At 32.5% G+C, this 21,552-nt stretch carries 18 protein-coding genes, 1 tRNA gene, 1 other RNA gene and 1 pseudogene; 10 read left to right on the top strand and 11 right to left on the bottom strand.

Annotated elements, in window-relative coordinates; translation table 11 throughout:
- Positions 1-192 precede the first annotated feature (192 nt).
- Both AC9UFV_RS06070 and AC9UFV_RS06075 read left to right on the top strand, forming a co-directional pair.
- Positions 193-1,311, top strand: coding sequence for a vWA domain-containing protein (locus tag AC9UFV_RS06070; protein ID WP_509573870.1), 1,119 nt, complete (start codon positions 193-195; stop codon positions 1,309-1,311).
- Positions 1,312-1,328: 17 nt separating this feature from the next.
- Positions 1,329-2,792 carry a magnesium chelatase gene (locus AC9UFV_RS06075; RefSeq protein ID WP_509573872.1) on the top strand — a complete coding sequence of 488 codons (1,464 nt, stop codon included), beginning with the start codon at positions 1,329-1,331 and terminating at the stop codon, positions 2,790-2,792.
- 55 nt (positions 2,793-2,847) lie between these two features.
- On the opposite strand, the gene AC9UFV_RS06080 is transcribed toward AC9UFV_RS06075, so the two are convergent.
- Positions 2,848-3,288 (bottom strand): KTSC domain-containing protein, encoded by a 441-nt coding sequence (locus AC9UFV_RS06080; RefSeq protein WP_509573874.1) that lies wholly within the window; start codon positions 3,286-3,288, stop codon positions 2,848-2,850.
- A gap of 199 nt (positions 3,289-3,487) precedes the next feature.
- Between AC9UFV_RS06080 and AC9UFV_RS06085 the strand changes: the two genes are divergently transcribed.
- The 3 genes from AC9UFV_RS06085 to AC9UFV_RS06095 are packed head-to-tail and all read left to right on the top strand — an operon-like array spanning position 3,488 to position 7,008.
- Positions 3,488-3,979, top strand: a complete 492-nt coding sequence (locus AC9UFV_RS06085; protein WP_509573876.1) for a SixA phosphatase family protein — start codon at positions 3,488-3,490, stop codon at positions 3,977-3,979.
- Entirely contained in the window at positions 3,972-6,086 is a 2,115-nt protein-coding gene (gene ppk1, locus AC9UFV_RS06090) for a polyphosphate kinase 1 (protein WP_509573879.1), read from the top strand. The genes AC9UFV_RS06085 and ppk1 overlap by 8 nt, the downstream gene beginning before the upstream one ends.
- 31 nt (positions 6,087-6,117) lie before the next feature.
- Positions 6,118-7,008 carry a Ppx/GppA phosphatase family protein gene (locus AC9UFV_RS06095; protein WP_509573881.1) on the top strand — a complete coding sequence of 297 codons (891 nt, stop codon included), beginning with the start codon at positions 6,118-6,120 and terminating at the stop codon, positions 7,006-7,008.
- Here AC9UFV_RS06095 and AC9UFV_RS06100 read toward each other — a convergent pair.
- On the bottom strand, positions 7,005-8,825 hold the full coding sequence (locus tag AC9UFV_RS06100) for a DNA polymerase III subunit gamma/tau (protein ID WP_509573883.1): 1,821 nt from the start codon (positions 8,823-8,825) through the stop codon (positions 7,005-7,007). The genes AC9UFV_RS06095 and AC9UFV_RS06100 overlap by 4 nt on opposite strands.
- 138 nt (positions 8,826-8,963) lie before the next feature.
- Between AC9UFV_RS06100 and rnpB the strand changes: the two genes are divergently transcribed.
- An RNA gene (gene rnpB, locus AC9UFV_RS06105) (RNase P RNA component class A) lies at positions 8,964-9,274 on the top strand.
- An 83-nt stretch (positions 9,275-9,357) separates the two neighbouring features.
- Here rnpB and AC9UFV_RS06110 read toward each other — a convergent pair.
- Both AC9UFV_RS06110 and AC9UFV_RS06115 read right to left on the bottom strand, forming a co-directional pair.
- A pseudogene (locus tag AC9UFV_RS06110) lies at positions 9,358-9,813 on the bottom strand (GNAT family N-acetyltransferase); the annotation flags it as partial.
- Positions 9,814-9,821: 8 nt separating this feature from the next.
- Positions 9,822-10,673, bottom strand: coding sequence for an aldose 1-epimerase family protein (locus AC9UFV_RS06115; RefSeq protein WP_509573885.1), 852 nt, complete (start codon positions 10,671-10,673; stop codon positions 9,822-9,824).
- Between the two features lie 185 nt (positions 10,674-10,858).
- Here AC9UFV_RS06115 and AC9UFV_RS06120 point away from each other — a divergent pair, with 185 nt between their 5' ends.
- Positions 10,859-13,123, top strand: a complete 2,265-nt coding sequence (locus tag AC9UFV_RS06120; protein ID WP_509573887.1) for a M1 family metallopeptidase — start codon at positions 10,859-10,861, stop codon at positions 13,121-13,123.
- An 89-nt stretch (positions 13,124-13,212) separates the two neighbouring features.
- Here the strand turns inward: AC9UFV_RS06120 and AC9UFV_RS06125 are convergent, their stop codons facing one another.
- From AC9UFV_RS06125 to AC9UFV_RS06135, 3 genes are all read right to left on the bottom strand, one after another.
- Positions 13,213-14,253 (bottom strand): agmatine deiminase family protein, encoded by a 1,041-nt coding sequence (locus AC9UFV_RS06125; protein ID WP_509573903.1) that lies wholly within the window; start codon positions 14,251-14,253, stop codon positions 13,213-13,215.
- On the bottom strand, positions 14,250-15,137 hold the full coding sequence (locus AC9UFV_RS06130; RefSeq protein WP_509573889.1) for a carbon-nitrogen hydrolase: 888 nt from the start codon (positions 15,135-15,137) through the stop codon (positions 14,250-14,252). The genes AC9UFV_RS06125 and AC9UFV_RS06130 overlap by 4 nt, the downstream gene beginning before the upstream one ends.
- 154 nt (positions 15,138-15,291) lie before the next feature.
- On the bottom strand, positions 15,292-16,155 hold the full coding sequence (locus AC9UFV_RS06135) for a bestrophin family protein (RefSeq protein WP_509573891.1): 864 nt from the start codon (positions 16,153-16,155) through the stop codon (positions 15,292-15,294).
- A gap of 235 nt (positions 16,156-16,390) precedes the next feature.
- On the opposite strand from AC9UFV_RS06135, the gene ytxJ reads away from it, so the two are divergent.
- Positions 16,391-16,780 (top strand): bacillithiol system redox-active protein YtxJ, encoded by a 390-nt coding sequence (gene ytxJ / locus AC9UFV_RS06140; protein WP_509573893.1) that lies wholly within the window; start codon positions 16,391-16,393, stop codon positions 16,778-16,780.
- 19 nt (positions 16,781-16,799) lie between these two features.
- Positions 16,800-17,357, top strand: coding sequence for a pentapeptide repeat-containing protein (locus tag AC9UFV_RS06145; RefSeq protein WP_509573905.1), 558 nt, complete (start codon positions 16,800-16,802; stop codon positions 17,355-17,357).
- Here AC9UFV_RS06145 and AC9UFV_RS06150 read toward each other — a convergent pair whose 3' ends face one another.
- The 3 genes from AC9UFV_RS06150 to glyA all read right to left on the bottom strand — a co-directional run bounded on the left by AC9UFV_RS06150 (position 17,358) and on the right by glyA (position 19,812).
- Positions 17,358-17,858, bottom strand: coding sequence for a GNAT family N-acetyltransferase (locus AC9UFV_RS06150; RefSeq protein ID WP_509573895.1), 501 nt, complete (start codon positions 17,856-17,858; stop codon positions 17,358-17,360). It lies immediately after the preceding gene.
- 20 nt (positions 17,859-17,878) lie between these two features.
- A complete protein-coding gene (locus AC9UFV_RS06155) occupies positions 17,879-18,472 on the bottom strand; it encodes a MiaE family protein (RefSeq protein ID WP_509522466.1) in 594 nt (197 codons plus the stop codon).
- Between the two features lie 65 nt (positions 18,473-18,537).
- Entirely contained in the window at positions 18,538-19,812 is a 1,275-nt protein-coding gene (gene glyA / locus AC9UFV_RS06160; RefSeq protein WP_509573897.1) for a serine hydroxymethyltransferase, read from the bottom strand.
- A 109-nt stretch (positions 19,813-19,921) separates the two neighbouring features.
- Between glyA and fahA the strand changes: the two genes are divergently transcribed.
- Positions 19,922-21,205, top strand: a complete 1,284-nt coding sequence (fahA, locus tag AC9UFV_RS06165; RefSeq protein WP_509573899.1) for a fumarylacetoacetase — start codon at positions 19,922-19,924, stop codon at positions 21,203-21,205.
- Positions 21,206-21,457: 252 nt separating this feature from the next.
- Here the strand turns inward: fahA and AC9UFV_RS06170 are convergent.
- Positions 21,458-21,531, bottom strand: a tRNA-Arg gene (locus AC9UFV_RS06170).
- Positions 21,532-21,552: the final 21 nt, after the last annotated feature.

The following is a 21,552-nucleotide window of genomic DNA, read 5'->3' on the forward strand; positions in this document are numbered from 1 at the left end:
TCTATTACCGTAAGAACAATGCTAATAGAAATTCTCGGTTTTTGAAACTAAATTTAAATTAGATTTTATGCCTTAATTATATTCAAATTTATGTAATTATATTTCAGTAAATTCAAATCGTTAAAATACTTTAACTAAAAATTATTACTCGTTTTATTCTATTAAGCAATTAAATATATTAATTTTATTTCTATGAAAAATGAATTTAGAAAAGGCTTTTATTTTAAGAAATATGAAGCGCCATTTCAATCGCCATTTGATAGACTTTTCGAAGTTTTTAAAGAATTAATAACCCACACTTCTGGTGATTTTGATGAGGCAATCGATTGGTTGAGAGAATTGGATAAAGAATATAAACTAACCGATTCTAGCTACACGATTGATGACTTTATTGAAGATTTAAAGAAAAAGGGATACATTCGAGAAGAACTAAAAGAAGATGGTTCGTCAGGAACTGGAATAACGGCCAAAACCGAGCGAGCAATTCGACAGCAGGCTTTAGATCAAATTTTTGGTAATTTAAAGCGCTCAGGAAATGGAAATCATAAAACCAAGCATTCAGGAAATGGAGACGAGCATACTGGGGAATTGCGCGAATTTCACTTTGGTGATGGTTTAGAACAAATTTCTTTGACAGAAAGTTTAAGAAATGCTCAAATTAATAATGGAGCCGATGATTTTCAATTGACAGAAAAAGATTTGGTTGTTGAGGATACCCAATTCAAATCACAAATGAGCACCGTTTTGATGATTGACATCAGTCACAGTATGATTCTATACGGTGAAGACCGAATTACACCTGCTAAAAAAGTAGCGATGGCATTGGCAGAATTAATCACCACTAGATACCCAAAAGACACCTTAGATATTTTAGTTTTTGGAAATGACGCTTGGACAATTGCAATTCGTGATTTGCCATATTTGAAAGTCGGTCCTTATCATACTAATACAGTAGCTGGGTTGCAATTAGCTATGGATTTATTGAGACGCAAGCGCAACACCAACAAACAAATTTTTATGATTACCGATGGAAAGCCGAGTTGTGTTCGGGAAAAAGATGGTGAATATTACATGAACAGCAATGGATTAGACGAATACATTGTAAATAAATGTTACAGTCAAGCGCAACAAGCCAGAAAATTGCACATTCCAATTACCACTTTTATGATTGCAAGTGATCCATATTTACAAAAATTTGTCAATCGATTTACGGAAGAGAATCAAGGGAAAGCATTTTACACAGGATTAAAAGGCCTTGGAGAAATGATCTTCGAAGATTATGAAACCAACAGAAAAAAGAGAATTAAATAGAACGATAATTTACCATTATGAAAATAGATACCATTAAGACTTTAGGAGAATTAAAAGCTGCGGGTTACCAAAGTAAAAGTATAAAAGACGAGTTGCGAAACAACCTAAGAGAAAAAATAAAATCTGGAAAACTTGTATTTGAAGGCGTTCACGGATTTGAAAATACTGTAATTCCAGAATTAGAAAGAGCAATACTTTCGCGTCATAATATCAATTTATTGGGGCTTCGTGGTCAAGCCAAAACAAGGTTAGCACGTTTAATGATTGAATTATTGGATGAATTTATGCCTATTGTAGCTGGTTCAGAAATTAACGATGACCCTTTGAAACCAATCTCTCGTTTTGCTAAAGATTTAATTGCAATTGAAGGAGATAAAACCCCAATTCAGTGGGTTCACAGAAGTGAAAGATTCTTTGAAAAATTAGCAACACCTGATGTTACGGTTGCGGATTTGATTGGTGATGTAGATCCAATAAAAGCTGCAAATTTAAAATTATCGTATGCTGACGATCGTGTAATTCATTTTGGAATGATCCCGAGAGCCAACCGTTGCATATTTGTAATCAACGAATTACCAGATCTACAAGCCCGAATTCAAGTGGCATTGTTCAATATTTTACAGGAAGGTGACATTCAAATCCGCGGATTTAAATTAAGAATGCCATTGGATATGCAATTTGTATTTACTGCAAATCCGGAAGATTATACCAATCGTGGAAGTATTGTTACACCCTTGAAAGATAGAATTGGTTCTCAAATTCTAACACATTATCCAGAAACAATTGAAATTGCAAGAACAATTACCCAACAAGAAGCTAAATTGGATCAAATTCAAAGTGATACGGTTTATGTTCCTTCATTGGCCAAAGATTTATTAGAACAAATCGTTTTTGAAGCTCGTGAAAGTGAATATATTGATAATAAAAGTGGTGTAAGTGCAAGACTGAGTATTACTGCTTATGAGAATTTGTTAAGTGCTGCAGAACGCCGTACTTTAAAGTCTGGAATGGATAAAACCACCGTTAGATTATCAGATTTTATGGGTATTATTCCAGCAATTACTGGTAAAGTCGAATTGGTTTATGAAGGAGAGCAGGAGGGTGCTGCGGTAGTTGCACAACATTTAATTGGAGATGCAATTCATACCTTTTTACCGGCTTATTTCCCTAAGATTGAGAAATTAGAGAAACAAGATGAAAAAACTACTTATTCCGATTTAATCGAATGGTTTTTCTCTGAAAGCGGATTTGAATTGTTAGACGATGCTACAGATGAAGAATACAAATCAATATTGGATTCGATAACACCACTTTCAATCTTGATTAAAAAATACCAACCACAACTTGCAAATGAAGATGTTTATTTTATGAAAGAGTTTGTATTATGGGCTTTGGTAGAATATGATAAATTGAGTAAAGACCGAATTTCTCAAGGATATCAATTTAGTGATATTTATAGAAATTACATTAACAAATTGTAATAAAAAAGGGGTTTAAACAATGTTTTAAACCCCTTTAAATTTTATTTTTTATAACTTAATCTTGGTTCGTAGTTTTTCTCCAAGTAAAAGCATTTAAAATGTGTCTTTTTGCAAATCTAGTTGGAGAATCAGCGTTTACCATTTTTACATAAGTAGCTTTAGGAACACTAATATATTCATATACACTTCCATTAGAAAAATTGATAATTAATCTTCCGTCAACAAATTTATAGTCTGTAATTGTTGAAGTGCTAATAGTTTCAGTGTATTCAGGTAAGTTTTGTTTGATAGTTTCAGGATTGATACTTACCAAAAAGTGGTAGGCTTCAATAATTTTTTTACTATTTTCTTCTGCAGCTTTCAAACCTTCGTCATCTCCTTGAAATTTATCAGGATGGGCATCCTTCATTGCATTTCGAGAGATGGTTTTTAAATCTTTTAAATCTACAGTTTTATCAACGTTTAGTAACTTTCTGTATTCAACTATTTTTTTCATAAACTTATTAAATAAGCGTCTTTCAAATGATATAATTTATTTTACAATCATTAAAAATGACAAATTTTTTGCAAAGGTACATTTAAATAAAACAATTCCAATTATTTTAAAATAAAAAGGCATTTCGATTATAATAAATACCATAAATAATTCGTATATTGTAAATTCTATATCAATAAACATTTGATCTTTTAATCACGTGAAAAATTTAATCATTGTTAGACATGCAAAATCAAGCTGGGAAAATCCAGTTAGCGATAAAGAACGAAACTTAACAGATAGGGGTAGGAATGACGCTGCTTTGGTATCATTAGAAAGTTTAGGCTTGATAAGAAATAAATTTGTATTATTCAGCAGCAATGCAAGGCGAGCATTGGAAACAGCTGCCATTTTTGCAACTAATTATTCGTTTCCATTCAATGATATTATTATAAATGAAGATTTATACACATTTGATGAAAATCAGTTGGAAAAAGTAATCAAATCATTAAACAATGATTTAGAAAATGTTATTCTTTTTGGTCATAATGAGGCTATAACAAAATTTGTTAATAAATTTGGCGATATATTTATTGAAAATGTTCCCACTTCAGGTTTAGTTTGGATTAAATTTGATTGTTTGGAATGGAAATTATTAAAAAAAGGGAAAACAAAAAAAGTAGTACTCCCCAGAGATTTAAAGTATGAATAAAAATTTGGATTACAAATACATAGATAGAGAAAAAAGCTGGCTTGCATTTAACGCTCGTGTTCTTCAGGAAGCTTCCGATGAGAATGTGCCTTTGTTGGATCGATTGCGATTTTTAGGAATATTTTCAAACAACTTGGATGAGTTTTTTAGAGTTCGTTTTGCTGCAATTCGCCGATTGAGTTTATCGGGAATTTCAGGGGAAAAAGTGCTCATGGGAATAAGTGCAAATCAATTGGTTAAAGATATTACCGAAATTGTAATCGAACAACAAACCGAGAGTTTAAAGATTTTAAAAATTATTGAAGATAAATTACAAGCTGAAAATATATTTATTATCGATGAAAGTCAAATTACAAGTGAACAAGAAAATTTCATTAAAGATTTTTTTATTCAAAAAGTAAGTCCTGCTTTAGTGACCATTATCTTAAATGACTTAGCAGAGTTTCCGGTATTAAAAGACACTTTGGGTTATTTAGCTGTTAAATTAGTAATGAAACCTGAATCAGAACCTAAAATTTTAGGTTTGGTTAAACCAAAAAAAGAAATTCGTTACGCCGTAATTGAAATTCCAAAATCAATTAACCGTTTTGTAGTTTTACCTTCAGTTGATGACAAGCAATACGTTATTCTTTTGGATGATGTCATTCGTCATAATTTATCAAGTTTATTCAATATTTTCGATTACGAAAGTATTTCTGCACACATGATTAAAATTACTCGTGACGCTCAATTAGACATTGATAGCGACATGAGTAAAAGTATGCTTGAAAAAATTGCTACCAGCGTAAAAGATAGAAGAATAGGGGAACCAGTGCGTTTTGTATATGATCAGTCTATAGGTAAAGACACTTTAAAATTTTTCCTAACCAATATGGGAATTGATGCTTCAGATAGTATTATTCCTGGCGGAAGATACCATAATAGACGTGATTTTATGGATTTCCCAAATCTAGGAAGATTTGATTTATTATACGAACCAAAAATTCCTTTACCAGTTGAAGGATTGAGTTTGGACGGAAGTATATTGAATAAAATTGCTAAGAAAGATTATCTAGTAAATGCACCGTTTCAGTCTTTTTCTTATATAATTAAATTCTTAAGAGAGGCTGCTTTAGATCCGCATGTAACCTCAATAAAAATTACTTTGTATCGATTAGCAAAGAATTCTCAAGTAATTAGCTCATTGATTAATGCCGCTAAAAATGGAAAGAAAGTTACGGTTCAAATTGAACTTCAAGCGCGTTTTGACGAAGCTAGTAACATTTCTTATGCCGAACAAATGCAAACGGAAGGAATTGAGTTAATTTTCGGAATTAAAGGTTTGAAAGTTCACAGTAAAATTTGTTTAGTTGAGAGAATTCAAAACGGAAAATTAGTTCGTTATGGTTTCATTTCAACAGGTAATTTTAATGAAGCAACCGCTAGAGTTTATACTGATGTTACTTTATTTACTAGTCACCAGCAAATTTTAAAAGACGTTTCAAAAATATTTGAGTTCTTTAATGTTAATTATAGAGTGCATCGATATAAGCACTTAATTGTTTCCCCGCACTACACAAGAACCAAAATTAATAAGTTAATTGATCGCGAAATTACTAATGCAGAAAATGGTAAAACGGCCTATATAAAATTAAAATTAAATAGTCTTACCGATGTCCAATTAATAGATAAATTATACGATGCTAGTAATGCAGGAGTAAACATAAAACTTCAAATTAGAGGAATATGCTCGTTAATTCCAGGTGTTAAAGGAATGAGTTCGAACATTGAGGCTATTAGTATAGTAGACAATTACTTAGAGCATGCAAGAATCTATATTTTCGGCAACGATAATGATCCCGAAATTTTTATATCATCAGCTGATTTTATGACTAGAAACATCGACGGAAGAGTTGAGGTTACTTGTCCAATTTATGACGAAAGAATTAAAAATGAACTGATAGATATTTTTAATATTGGTTGGAAAGGAAATGTAAAATCGCGCTTGCATTCAGACAAATTAAATAATGAGTATCGATTAAGAGGTAAAGATCCTGTATTTAGAGCACAACAAGAAATGTACAATTACTATTTAAATCGTCTTAATGTACTTACCGAAAAATTATAATTCAAAAATAATCTATCCCAAATAATATTTAATGATTAAAATAAAAAAATATGCCGCAATAGATGTTGGTTCAAATGCAATGCGACTTTTGGTAGCTAATATTATTGAAGAAGAGGGTAAGGAAACACAATTTAGTAAAAGTGCATTAGTTCGTGTTCCAATTCGTTTGGGTCAAGATGCGTTTACAGTAGGTGAAATTTCTGAAGAAAATATCGATAGAATGGTGGATGCTATGAAAGCATTCAAACTGTTAATGAAAGTGCACAAAGTTGAAAAATACATGGCTTGTGCGACTTCCGCAATGCGAGAAGCTTATAATGGACGTGAAGTGATTGATATAATTAAGAAAAAAGCCGATGTTGAAATAAATATTATTGATGGAAAAACTGAAGCGGCCATAATCGCTTCAACTGATTTACATTATTTATTAAAAACAGAAAAAACGTATTTGTATGTAGATGTTGGTGGAGGAAGCACTGAATTTTCTTTATTTTCAAATGGTAAAATGATAGTCTCAAAATCGTTTAAAGCTGGTACAGTCCGACTATTAAACGAAGTAGTTTCTGATATCGTTTGGCATGAAATTGAAAAATGGATAAAAACTAATACCGAAATCTATGATGAGGTAACTCTAATTGGATCAGGAGGCAACATCAATAAACTTTTTAAAATGTCGGGTAAAATGCAAGACAAACCATTGTCTTACATGAATGTTAACTCACAATTTACATTCTTAAACTCACTAACTTATGAGCAAAGAATTACCGAATTAGGATTAAATGCTGATAGAGCAGATGTAATCGTTTTGGCTACGAAAATTTACCTTAATGCAATGAAATGGAGCGGTGCAAAAAACATTTATGTTCCAAAAATTGGGCTTTCTGATGGAATTGTGAAAGCACTTTATTACGGAAAAATCTAAATATCCAGTTCGAAAGTTTTTCTTAGAATATCTAAATTATGATTGATTTCTGTTAATCGATTGTATTTTTCTTGTGGTGTAAATGCTAATTTTGTTTTAACCTCTTCATTTACAATCACTTCGATAGTTATATTATGATTATGTAAATGGCCTTTTAAATAACCTAACAAACCATTTTTCTCTGATTCAAAATCAATTTTCGAACCTTGATTTGGTAATTCTAAGGTGATAGTAGTTCCGTTTAAAATGGGATCGTTTATTAACAAAAGAGATTCCATTATTTTATAACCTTTATCTCCTAAACGTTGAGCATATTTGTGCCAGTACAACAACATATCGGTTTCATTAAAATCCTCTGTTGGTAAATGAACTTCTTCTTTTACTATTGATTTTCCCGCTTCTAAAAGTTCCTTTTTGGCTTTTATACTTGCTAAAGAAAAGGCTGAAACCTTCGGTTCTGAAGCAATATCTATTGGCTTTGTAGAATCTGTTTTCTCTATCGAAACTTCCAAAATATTATTTTCAATTAAAGGAGTTTCGATTTCAATATTTTCTGAAGTTAAACCTTCAATTTCTTCTTCAACTTCAATAATTTCAATTGATTCCGATTCAACATCAACTACAACTTCCGAAGTAATTTCAGGTTTTACATCAATTGTAACAAGAGGTTTTTCAACAACTGTTTTGTCAGTTATTGAATAATTTGCAATTCTAAAATGTGTTGGTGGAATTATATATGATTCAGCCTTTTTTTTTTCTCCATCAAATGTGATAGAGGCCAATTGCATTAAGCAAAGTTCAACAAGTAATCGCTGATTTTGACTCACTTTATATTTCAAATCACACTCATTGGCAATTTGAATTCCTTCTAATAAAAAGTCTTGGTTCGTTTTTTGAGATTGAATTCCATATAACTTTTGAGCTTGCTCACCCACTTCCAATAGTGAAATCGTTGTTGGTGTTTTGCAAACTAATAAATCTCTAAAATGTGATGCTAATCCAGCAATAAAATGATGTCCGTCAAATCCTTTTGAAAGAATTTCGTTATATGCCATCAATAATTCAGGAATTTTATTTTCAATAATTAAATCGGTAATATTGATATACGTTTCATAATCGAGAACGTTTAAATTTTCCGTAACTGCTTGACGAGTAAGATTATTTCCGCAAAAAGATACTACTCTATCAAATATAGATAAGGCGTCACGCATCGCACCATCTGCTTTTTGAGCAATTATATGTAATGCATCATCTTCAAATTTTACACCTTGACTTTCTGCAACTTCCGCCAAGTGTTCTTTAGCGTCTTTTACTGTAATTCTTTTGAAATCAAATATCTGACAACGTGATAATATTGTGGGAATAATTTTGTGTTTTTCAGTGGTTGCCAATATAAAAATGGCGTGTTTTGGTGGTTCTTCTAATGTTTTTAAAAAGGCATTGAATGCTGCTGCAGACAACATGTGAACCTCGTCAATAATATAAACCTTGAATTTTCCTGTTTGTGGTGGGATTCTAACTTGGTCAATCAAATTTCGAATATCATCAACGGAGTTGTTTGAAGCCGCATCCAATTCAAATACATTGAATGCAAAATCTTCTAATGGATCATCATAACCTGGCTGGTTTATTTTTCTAGCTAAGATTCTTGCACAAGTAGTTTTTCCAACACCTCTAGGACCTGTAAATAATAATGCTGACGCCAAATGATTGGTCTCTATAGCATTTAATAAAGTATTTGTAATGGCTTTTTGACCTACAACATCTTTAAATGTTTGAGGTCGATATTTACGAGCCGATACTACAAATTCTTCCATAAAATATTATTGATTTACAAATATAGATTTATTATTTCAATTTTGGAATTCTAATTTTCAATTTTATACTTTAAATTTAATATAATTATTTAACACGCAATCTTTCAAATATTTATTCAATTATTGTTGTAGATTTGCACCGCAGACCGCCTTATCGCCACACTTAGGTGTGGAGGAAAGTCCGGACACCAAAGAGAAGCATAGCGGGTAACACCCGTCATTTTGAGCAATCGAAAGAGGACAAGTGCAACAGAAAGCAGGTACAGGTAATGCTGTAGTGAAACCAGGTAAACTCTATGCGGTGAAATTTCAAGTATATCAATAGTTAAGGGCTTCTCGTCCGTTGTTGAAGGGTAGAAAGATGGAGCTCGCGAGTAATTTCGAGCCTAGATAAATGATAAGGCCACGCAAAACGTGGACAGAATCCGGCTTATAGGTCTGCTTTTTTTATTTTAGAGTAAATAACACTGTCTAAAAATTCCCCATTAAAGAATGTATTCTCTTTAAAATACCCCTCTTTTACAAATCCGTTTTTTAGTAAAACTCTTTCAGAGGCAGAATTTCTAGGGTCAATTATAGCTTCGATTGAATGCAAATTCATTTCGTTAAAACCATAATCCAAAGCTTTCTCAACTGCTTCTGAGGCAATTCCTTTTCCATGATTTTCAGAAAGTAGCATGTAACCAATTTCTGAACGAAAATCTTCAAATTTTGTTCTATAAAAGCCAATAATTCCTAATAACTTATTTTCACCTTTAAATGTAATTGCCCAATTTATAGCTTCGTTATTTTCAATTCCACTATCTAATAAAGCAATATGCGCAAGTGCATCTTCATTAGTAATTACCAATGGTCGTGGTATGTATTTCATCGTTTCAGGGTTGGAACGCATCGAGAAAATTTCGTTAACATCATTATTGTCAACTCTCCGAAGGATTAATCTGTCGGTTTCTAATATCGGAAATGGAGTAAAATTCAATTCTAGCATAATTTGGCCTATAAAATTTCAATAAAATAATTGGTTTCAAATGTTTGGTTGATTCCCAGGATTTTAATTCCTTCTTTTTCTTCTAAATTACCATTGTTTTCAATTGTGTCAGCGAACCCAATCCAAGGTTCTATACAAATAAAAGGAGCTTGACTTTTCGTCCAAATTCCCAAAGATGGAAAGTTATTATAATGTACTTTTAAAAACGGAATATCATTTTCAGCAATAGCAATCGATTTAGATTCTATGGTTTTAAAAATTAAGGCATCATTTTCAAATAATGAATACGTTAAAGGTAAACTATTATTTTCAATTGGCAATTTATAGGTAGTATTTGAAATCAAGTCATTTTCCAATTTTGAAACTACTAAATTTTCTGATTTTTCAAATATTAATTTATAATTCTGGTAATTATTCTCTATTGCAAATGCGGGGTGTGCTCCAATTGAAAACGGCATTGAAAAAGGATTATTATTGATTACATTGAATCCTATTTTTAATTTAGAATTGGTTAAAGTGTAACTTATTTGTAATTCAAATTTAAATGGATATTTTTCTAATGTAGTTGCCGATTCCTTTAAAGAAAAAAGTACTTTTTCATTAGATTGCTCTATAATATCAAAATCCAATTCTCTAGCAAATCCGTGTCTCGGTAAATGATAAATTGAATTATTGTAGTGGTAACTATTATTTTTCAAACTTCCCACTATTGGAAATAAAATAGGGGAGTGCTTTCCCCAATATTCTGGATTTCCTTCCCAAATATACTCTCGTTTATTATTGTTTTTTAAAGAAATTAATTCTGCACCAAAGGAATTTATTGTCGCAGTAAGTTCTGAATTAGATAAGATGATTTTCAATTGTAATTATTTTTAGCAAAAATAGTATTTCTATTATTTACAAAGTTTAACTTTCATTAATTTATGTTAAATATAATTTTATTTCAAGAAAAAATAGCAACTTTGAAGTTCGAATTATTTGGAATTGTTTACCTCATTTGTAACAACATAATAAATAGTTCGTCTCCATCTAAAAACTCAAATAAATGAAAAACAAATTTACTAAAGCGTTATTATTTTCAGCTTTACTTTTCGGATCGCTAGTTGCATTTGCTCAGCAAACTCCTGCAACTGAAACTAAAAAAGTTTCAAATTATAGTTATGTTGAAGCTTTTGCTCCAAATTTCTATACTAAAAATGGAACAGCAACTCGTTCAGCAAGTGGACAGCCTGGTGAAAAATATTGGCAAAACAGAGCCGATTATCAATTGACAGCTAGTTTAAACGACAAAACAAGTGAAATTATTGGTTCAGAAACGTTGACTTATACGAACAATAGCCCTGATAAATTGTCATTCCTTTGGATGAATGTTGATCAGAATTTATTTAAAAATGATTCTCGTGGAAACGCTGTCGTTCCTATCAAAGGAAGTCGTAATGGTGCAAGAGGAGAAAAATTTGACGGAGGTCACAAAATTAAATCGGTTAAAGTGGTAACGAATGTTGGCGGAAAAGTTGTTGAAAAAGACGCTAAATTTGAAATTAACGATACGAGAATGAAAATTTCTCTTCCGCAAGATTTAAGTGCGAACGGAGCTTCTGTGAAATTAAAAATTGAATTCTCTTACATTTCACCAAAATACGGTTCAGATAGAACTGGAGTTTTAGATACTAAAAATGGTAAAGTTTTTACCATCGCTCAATGGTATCCTAGAATGTGTGTTTATGACGATGTAAAAGGCTGGAATACACCACCTTATCAAGGTGCTGGAGAGTTTTATTTAGAATATGGTGATTTTGATGTGAATATTACTGCGCCTTCAAACCATGTTGTGGTTTGTTCTGGAGAATTGGTTAATGCGAATGAAGTCTATTCTGACAAACAACAAAAATTATGGGCTGCTGCTGCAAATAGTGAAAAAACGGTAGTAATTCGTTCTGCTGAGGATGTAGCTAAAGCTGTTTCAAATCCATTGACAAAACCAACGTTGACTTGGCATTTTAAAATTAAAAATTCTAGAGACGTATCGTTTGCTTCTTCTGCCGCTTTTATTATTGATGCTGCTAGAATTAACTTGCCAAGTGGTAAAAAATCACTTGCTATTTCTGCTTATCCAGTGGAGTGCGAAGGTGAATCAGCTTGGGGACGTTCAACTGAATATACAAAAACTTCTATCGAAAATTACTCAAAAAGATGGTTTGAATATCCTTATCCTGCAGCAACTAACGTAGCTGGAAATGAAGGGGGTATGGAATATCCTGGAATTGTTTTCTGCGGATGGGAATCTAAAGGGGAAGAATTATGGGGAGTTACTGATCACGAATTTGGACACATTTGGTTTCCAATGATTGTGGGTTCAAATGAAAGACTATTCGCTTGGATGGATGAAGGGTTTAATACTTTTATCAATTCGTTGAGCTCAGTAGATTTCAATAATGGGGAATATAAATCTCCAGCAACAGATATGCACCAAATGTCGGAAGCATTCACAAGACCTTCAATCGAGCCAATATTTACAGCTCCTGATTGTTTTAAAGAAATGAATATGGGAATGTTAGCCTACTACAAACCTTCTGCAGGATTGATCATGTTGAGAGAACAAATTTTAGGTAAAGAGCGTTTTGATAATGCTTTTAAAACTTATGTAGCAAGATGGGCTTTCAAGCACCCAACTCCAGATGATTTCTTCAGAACCATTGAAAATGTTGCTGGTGAAGATTTAAATTGGTTTTGGAGAGGTTGGTTTATCAATAACTGGCGTTTTGATCAGGCAATTACCAAAGTTAAATATGTGAAAAACAATCCAAAATTAGGAGCGGTGATTTCATTGGAAAACTTAGAAAAAATGCCTCTTCCTGTTATTTTAGATATTAAATTTAAAAGTGGTGTTGTAAAAAGAGTGAATTTACCAGTTGAAATTTGGCAAAAAAATATTGATTGGTCATTTAAATATGATTCTACTGAAGAAATTGAAAGCATTACTTTAGATCCAGACCATGTTTTCCCTGATGTAAATAGTGCAAATAATACTTGGACTTCAGCTGCTGGTGAATTAGAAAAAGACGTTATTTTAGATCCTTATTTCGGAACTTATTCAAGTACTATGATCCCAATTAAAATAACGATTTCAGAAGAAGATGGTTCGCTTGTTGCAAAAGCTACAGGACAACCAAATATTCCACTTGAAAGTGCTGGAAAAGACAAATTTACTTTTGAACAAGCTGGTTTAACAATACAATTTAACGAAGCAAAAACAGAATTAAATTTGATGATAAACGGTCAAACTTTCTTATTTACAAAAGACAAATAAAAGTTAATTATAATTCAATAAAAAAACACCAGCGTAATGTTGGTGTTTTTTTTTAATATTATCGAAAATTTACTCTCGGTTTAGTTATCTTAAGCCGGAATTTGCTGACTTAAACAATGAAGCGTTCCAAATCCCCAAATTAAATCAATTGCACTAATTCCTATAATTTCTCGATCTGGAAAACAATCAGCGAGAATATTTAACGCCACTCTATCATTAGAATCGTTAAAAGTTGGAACTAACACACATTTATTCAATATTAAAAAATTAGCATAACTTGCAGGTAACACAATTCCATCAAAATAAATTCTTTTCGGCATTGGTAATTTCACAATGTTTAATGGTTTTCCATTTTCTAATTTCGCGCTTTGTAGTCTTTTTAAATTGTCTTGTAATGGTTGGTAATTACTATCTTTTTTATCAGATTCTACAATGGTTACCACAGTATTTTCATTTACAAAACGACATAAATCATCTATATGACCATGAGTATCATCGCCTTCAATTCCGTTGCCTAGCCAAATTACATTGGTAATTCCAAGGTATTCTTTGAAAACAGCTTCATAATCTTCTTTGGTAAAATTTTGATTTCTAACTTGGATAGTAGGATGCATCAAGCATTCTTCAGAAGTAATTAGAGTTCCTTTTCCATTGGATTCAATCGCTCCACCTTCTACAATAACCGGTTTTCCTTTATAAGTAACTTGTTGGACCGGAATATCTAAATATTTCGCTACCATCCTTGGAACCCATTTGTCCAATTGGTAGTTATTGTATTTTGCCCAACCATTAAAATTAAAGTCTAATGCTTCTCTTTTAGTTCCATTTTTTACAATAATTGGACCAGAATCGCGCATCCAACTTCTATTTGTTTTATGTAATATAAATGAAACTGCTTTGATATTTACTTCTGCAATTTCTAGCATTTCGATAACTTTGGCTTTAAGTTTTTCGTCGGCAACAACTAAAACAACCTCTTCAAAAGTGGTTACTTTTTTAATGAATTCTACAAACGCCCATTGAATCGCCTCGTATTTTCCAGGCCAATCCTTACCGTTATGAGGGAAACAAAGCAAAATGCCTTGGTGCTTTTCCCATTCTGCTGGAAATCGTCTTGAATTTGTCATTATTCTATGGCTCTTTTTGTAATATCTTCAAAAGCATCAATTCTTCTATCACGTAAAAAAGGCCAATTCTGACGCACATTTTCTTGTAAGTCCAAATCGACTTCTGCAATCAAAATTTCTTCTTTATCGTGTGAGGCTTGCGCCAATATTTCTCCTTGTGGTCCAGCTATAAATGAGGATCCCCAAAATTCAATCCCAGAGGTATTTGGTAAATATTGTTCCAAACCAATTCTGTTGGCAGCAGCAACGTATACACCATTTGCAACAGCGTGTCCCTTCATAACATTCATCCAAGCACCGTGTTGGTTTTCGCCATACTGTTCTTTTTCCAATGGATGCCAACCTATAGCTGTTGGATAAAACAAAACTTCGGCACCTTGTAAAGCGGTTAAACGAGCCGCTTCAGGAAACCATTGATCCCAGCAAATTAGAGTACCAATTTTCCCTTTATTGGTTGGAAAAGCTTTAAAACCTAAATCCCCAGGGGTAAAGTAGAATTTCTCATAAAAATGTGGATCATCTGGAATGTGCATTTTTCGGTACAATCCTGCTTCTGATCCATCGGTATCAATAATGTAAGCGCTATTATGGTAAATTCCAGCCATTCTTTTCTCAAAAAATGGAACAATAATTACCACTCCCAATTCTTTAGCTAATTCGCTAAATGCAATAAATGAAGTACTGTAAAGTGGTTCTGCTAAAGCAAAATTATCGACATCTTCACTTTGACAAAAGTAATGACTACTATATAATTCAGGTAATGAGATCACTTCGGCACCCATTTTTGCTGCCTCACGAACCCAAGACAAACATTTTTTAAGGTTGTTCTCGGCAACATCGTTCAAGTTTAATTGTACAACCGCTATTTTGTATTTGTTATTTGCCATAGCTAAAATTTTAGACTGCAAAAATAGTTATTTTTATAAATTGAGAAGCTCTTTTATCTATAGAATTAAATTTTGAATTCATTTTGAAATTACTACAAATCTTTAAACCTATCGTTTTTAACTCCTTTATTTTCTTGTTATTTTAATTTTTAACCTAAATTAATTCCTCGATGTGTTTTTTGATATTTTCAGCGATTTTCTTTGTTGGCAAATCGTTTTCATCTGTTCCAAATGGATCTTCAATTTCTTCGGCAATGAGTTCTAAACTTGCCAATACATAGAATACAAATATCACTACAGGGGCTACATAGTAGCCAAGTGTAAATGAATATCCAAATGGAAGTGTCATAACGTAGAAAAATATAAACTTTTTCAGAAAAGCACTGTAAGAATAAGGAATTGGTGTATTTTTTATTCGTTCACAAGCACCACATATTTCAATAAATGATTGAACTTCGTTATTTAAAATAATTAATTGATCACCAGTGATTTTTTTCGAATCGTAAAGATCATTAATTTTTAAAAACATCATTTTTGCAACTTGATTAGGCTTATGTTTTTGAAGATCAATCTCTAATTCTACATCTTCAAAAAGCTGCTTGCTGGTATCGTTGTTATTTAAATGTTTGTGTAAAATGGAAGCGTATCCGGGTATCATTTTGCGAAAATAGGAACGGTCACTTTCTTCTTTCAATATTCCGGATAACTTTATTGCAAAATTACGACTGTTATTGACTAATGAACCCCATAATTTCCGCCCTTCCCACCATCGGTCATAAGCGGTATTTGTTCTAAAAACCAACAATAATGAAATTACAAAACCTAACATTCCATGCATTGTTGTTATGTTTTTTATATAGCTGTCTTCTGGTAATTTCCAATATTCTATTTCTAAATATCCAATGATTGCAGAATAAAGACCTATGGCGATCATAATTGGGAAAAGGGTTCTAAAGGTGTCCGACTTATGAAACTTAAAAATAAATGAAAACCAGTCCTTTGTATTGTATGAAATCATAGTTTAAAGTTTTAATTGCAAATTTAAGTTTCCTAATACTTCTTTCAAAACTATTTCGAATTATTTAGCATGATATTTAATATTTTTATTATATCGAAAACTCATCTAAATTCATTGGTTTTCAAGTTTGTAATATTTTTTCAATATTAACTTTTCTAAAATTATTTTATTTATACAAGTATAGCATCTAAACTAATTTAGATAACTTTGTAAAGTCAAAATTCATTTATAAACTATGAGTATATTTAATTCTATTTTTGGGGAACCAAAACCCAATTCCAATTCATTCAATATCACCTGGACTCCAACGGAACATTTGGGTCAAATAGACGAAATTATTGCGCTTTCTGAGCAAATGCCGGTTATTATATTCAAACACAGTACGCGTTGTAGCATAAGCAGAATGGCTTTGAAAAATTTTGAAAATGAGTACGACTTAGGTAAAAATGTTGCGGCTTATTTTCTTGATTTAATTTCTTTTAGGGAGGTATCCAATGAAATTGCTTCTCGTTTTAATGTAGTACATCAATCGCCTCAATTATTGTTAATAGTTGGTGGGAAGTCGGTTTATGATGTTTCTCACGGTTCCATTGATGCTCAAGAGTTAAAATCAAAAATACAATAGTTTGAATAATACTAACTATATTCTTAATACCGATTTTAAAGGAATCGTTTATAGCGAAAATGAAATCAGTTACAAAGAATATGAAAACTGCTCTTTTATAGATTGTAATTTTACGAGTTGTATTTTCCTAGCCGCCAGTTTTATCGATTGTAAGTTTGTAAATTGCAATTTTAACGGTGCAAAAATCAACCATACATCCTTGAGAACGGTTTATTTTAATAAGTGTAAAATTAGCGATGTGAATTTTGCCATGATTGATAAATTCATCTTTGAAATTCACTTTAAAGATTGCATTTTAGACTTTTCGAAGTTTTATGCGCTTAAGTTAAAAGGAACCACATTTACCAATACAAGCCTTGTAGCAGTTGACTTTATGGCGGCCGATTTAAGTGAAGTAGTTTTTGAAAACTGCGATTTGTATCGTTCCGAGTTTGACAAAGCCAATGCTACCAAAACCAATTTTAAAACCAGTTTTAATTATACAATTAATCCAGAAAGCACCAAGATTAAGAAAGCTATTTTTTCTTTAGAAGGGGTAAAAGGGTTGCTTTACAAATACGATATTATCGTAAAATAGTTAGCGGATTTTTTTAAGCATTTTGAAATCTTCCATAAGGTAACCAAAATCCAATTCTATATCTTCTTCACCAACGCACTCGAAACCAATTTTTTTATAAAATTCGAAGGCTTTATTAAACCGATTTACATTCAATGAAATTCCAATTTGATTGAGCTGATTAGCTATTTTTTCTATTTCGGAAATCAGTAATTTTCCTACTCCTTTTCCTTGTGCATCTGGAAGTAGGTAAATTTTATGTAATCGAACGATTTTATCACCTAAATAATCAGGTTCATAGGAAGCAAATCCGAGGCAATTGTTATTTTCTTTAGCCAATAAAAAAAAATGGTTTTTATTGTTAAGATTATCAATTAGAGTCGCATCATTATAGAATTTATCTAACATGTAATCCAATTGTTCTTTGGAAATAATTGCTCCGTAAGTATCGGGCCATGTTGTATGAGCAATTTCTCGAATCGTTTTAAAATCGGATGAATTTGCTTCAGAAATTACTATCATTTATAAAAATGGTATAAAATTTATCCATGCATGGTTTCGCGTTTTCCATAATTTTCAATTATAGAAGCTTCAAATTCAAGCCATTCTCGCCATCTTTTTTCAACGTCAATTCCTTGACCATATTTTCTCGCATAAGTAATAAAAGTGGTATAATGTCCGGCTTCACTTTCCATTAAGTCCCTGTAAAAATTAGACAATTCTTCGTCTTTAATATTCTCAGAGAGTACTTTGAATCGCTCGCAACTTCTGGCTTCAATCATTGCCGAAAATAACATGCGTTCCACAAATCCTGAAACACGACTTCCAGTATTGCTTTTTTTCATGTATTGCGCTAATTCTCCCACATATTCATCTTTGCGTTCTCTTGCAAGAGTTAGACCTCTTTTTTTGATGATATTGTGTACCATTTCAAAGTGTTCAATTTCTTCTTTGGCCAAAGCCAACATATCCGAAACTAAATCTGGATATTCCGAATTGATGGTTATAATTGTAATTGCGTTGGACGCCGCTTTTTGTTCACACCACGCGTGGTCAGAAAGGATTTCTTCGATATTGGTTTCTACAATATTCACCCATCTTGGATCGGTAGGTAATTTTAATCTTAAAACTGACATATATTTAGTATAAAGTTTAAGGTTCAAAGTTTATACGATAAACCTTAAACATCAATCTATTGTTATTAGAATACAAACATTGCTCTTTCTCCCATCATTTCATTTACTTCGTCTGCAACTTGCTCAATTACAGCTTCGTCAGTATGATTCATTAACACTCTGTCGATCAATTCAACGATAGTTTCCATATCGCTTTCAACTAATCCACGTGTTGTAATTGCTGGGGTTCCAATTCTAATTCCAGAAGTGATAAAAGGAGATTTATCATCAAATGGGACCATGTTTTTATTAACAGTAATTTCTGCTTTTACTAATGCGTTTTCTGCTTCTTTACCAGTAATGTTTTTATTTCTAAGGTCAATTAACATCATATGATTGTCAGTCCCACCAGAAATTAAATCGTAACCTCTTTTCACAAATGCTTCTGCCATAGCTTTTGCATTTTTTTGAACTTGAAGGGTGTATCTGAAAAATTCATCGGTCAAAGCTTCTCCAAATGCAACTGCTTTTGCAGCAATTATATGCATTAATGGACCGCCTTGATTTCCTGGGAAAACAGCTAAATCCAATAAAGAAGACATCATTCTTATTTCACCTTTTGGTGTGGTTAAACCAAATGGATTTTCGAAATCTTTACCCATTAAAATCATACCGCCTCTTGGACCACGTAGCGTTTTATGAGTAGTTGTAGTTACTATATGACAATGAGGAATTGGATCGTTCATTAAACCTTTTGCAATTAAACCAGCTGGATGAGAAATATCTGCTAGTAAAATAGCACCAACGCTATCTGCGATTATTCTAAAACGCTCAAAATCCATATCTCTGCAATAGGCAGAAGCACCAGCAATGATTAATTTTGGTTGTTCTTTAGATGCAATTTCTTGAATTTTATCATAATCAAAACGTCCTGTTTCTTTTTCAACTCCATAAAAAGAGGGAGTATACAAGCGCCCTGAGAAGTTTACCGGCGATCCGTGTGTTAAATGCCCACCGTGAGCCAAATCGAAACCTAAAATTTTATCACCTGGTTTCAAGCATGCGTGGAAAACAGCTGTATTTGCTTGAGATCCAGAATGAGGTTGGACATTAGCATATTCTGCTCCAAAAAGCGCTTTGGCTCTATCAATAGCAATTTGTTCAACTACATCTACTACTTCGCAACCCCCGTAATATCTTTTTCCTGGGTATCCTTCAGCATATTTATTGGTTAAACAAGAACCTGCCGCTTCCATTACTTGGTCGCTTACAAAATTCTCTGATGCGATAAGCTCAATTCCGTGAATTTGTCTGTCTTGTTCTTCTAAAATTAGGTCGAAAATTTCGTTGTCGTGTAGCATTTTATAGTAGTTGTTAAATTTAACGCAAATTTACAAAAAAAAGGTTTGTATAAATTCTAGTTTATAATATATTTGGTACATATTTTTCAACAAACTAATCAACATAAAGATGCCAATTACAGCAAACGATCCTAATAGAAAATCATGGTTAGAAGTACCTAAAGACAGCGATTTTCCAATTCAAAATATTCCTTTTGGAGTTTTCCTAACACGTGAAAATGTAGTAACTGTTGGGACTAGAATTGGTAATTACGCAATAGATTTAGGTTCTTTACAGCAATTAAATTATTTTGAAGAGATTGAACTTACCGATGATATGTTCATGCAAGACACACTAAATGATTTTATTTCTGATGGTAAAAAAACGTGGCGACTAGTACGGAATAGAATTGCTGATATTTTTGATGCAAAAAACCCAAAGTTGCGTGATAACGAAAAACATAAAAAAATAGTTATTTTCAATATTGATGAAGTAGAAATGCAATTACCCGTATTAATTGGTGATTACACCGATTTTTACTCAAGCAAAGAACACGCTACTAATGTTGGGATGATGTTCCGTGATCCGGAGAATGCTTTGTTACCAAACTGGTTGCATTTACCTGTAGGTTATCACGGTCGTAGTTCATCGATAATTCCTTCTGGAATTCCGGTTCACCGTCCAATGGGACAAACATTGCCTGCGGGAGAATCCTCTCCTGTTTTCGGACCTTCAAGATTAATTGATTTCGAATTGGAAACTGCATTTATAACAACAGATGTAAATGTAATGGGGGAGAATATTCCTATTCATGAAGCTGAAGATTATATTTTTGGGATGGTTTTATTGAATGATTGGAGCGCTCGTGACATTCAAAAATGGGAATATGTTCCACTTGGACCCTTTTTAGCAAAGAATTTTGCATCTTCAATTTCACCATGGATAGTAACTATGGACGCTTTGGAGCCATTTAGAACCAAGAGTCCAAAGCAGGAGCCAACGCCTTTGACTTATTTACAACAAAAAGGTAAAAACGCTTTTGACATCAATTTAGAAGTGGCAATACAACCAGAAAAAGGGGAACCGGCTGTGGTTTCAAGAACCAATTTTAAATACATGTATTGGACTATGAGTCAGCAGTTAGCGCATCATACATCTAATGGATGTCGAGTTAATTCAGGAGACATGATGGGATCTGGAACTATATCAGGGCCTACACCAGATAGTTTTGGATCGATGTTAGAATTGACTTGGGGAGGTAAAAATCCAATCAAATTAAAAGATGGAACGGAACGTAAATTCATTAATGATTATGATACTGTCATCATGAAAGGTTTTTGTCAAAATTCGCATGTTCGAATTGGTTTTGGAGAAGTTTCTAGTCAACTTTTACCCCCTTTTGTGAGAAAATAAATTATTTAATAGTAGTTAAAAAGCCTAATTGATTTTTCAATTAGGCTTTTTTTTATAAAACAATTGATATTTTTAAAATAGATATCAATTAAAAATATAGAATAAGTCGCTAGCCCCGATAGAAGCGGTATCCTGTTGTGGCGGGGTTCGCCACAAGAGATAAAGCGAATAGCGGGTGTAAAAGTGAGGGAAAAACAAATCCGATTTGCTTCAAAAAAAGAACCCTTACAAACATTGTTTATAAGGGTTTTGTGACCTCGACTGGATTCAAACCAGTAACCTTCTGAGCCGTAATCAGATGCGCTATTCAGTTGCGCCACGAGGCCATTTTGTGGGTGCAAATATAG

This window comes from Flavobacterium sp., assembly GCF_044349645.1.
Classification (GTDB): Bacteria; Bacteroidota; Bacteroidia; order Flavobacteriales; family Flavobacteriaceae; genus Flavobacterium.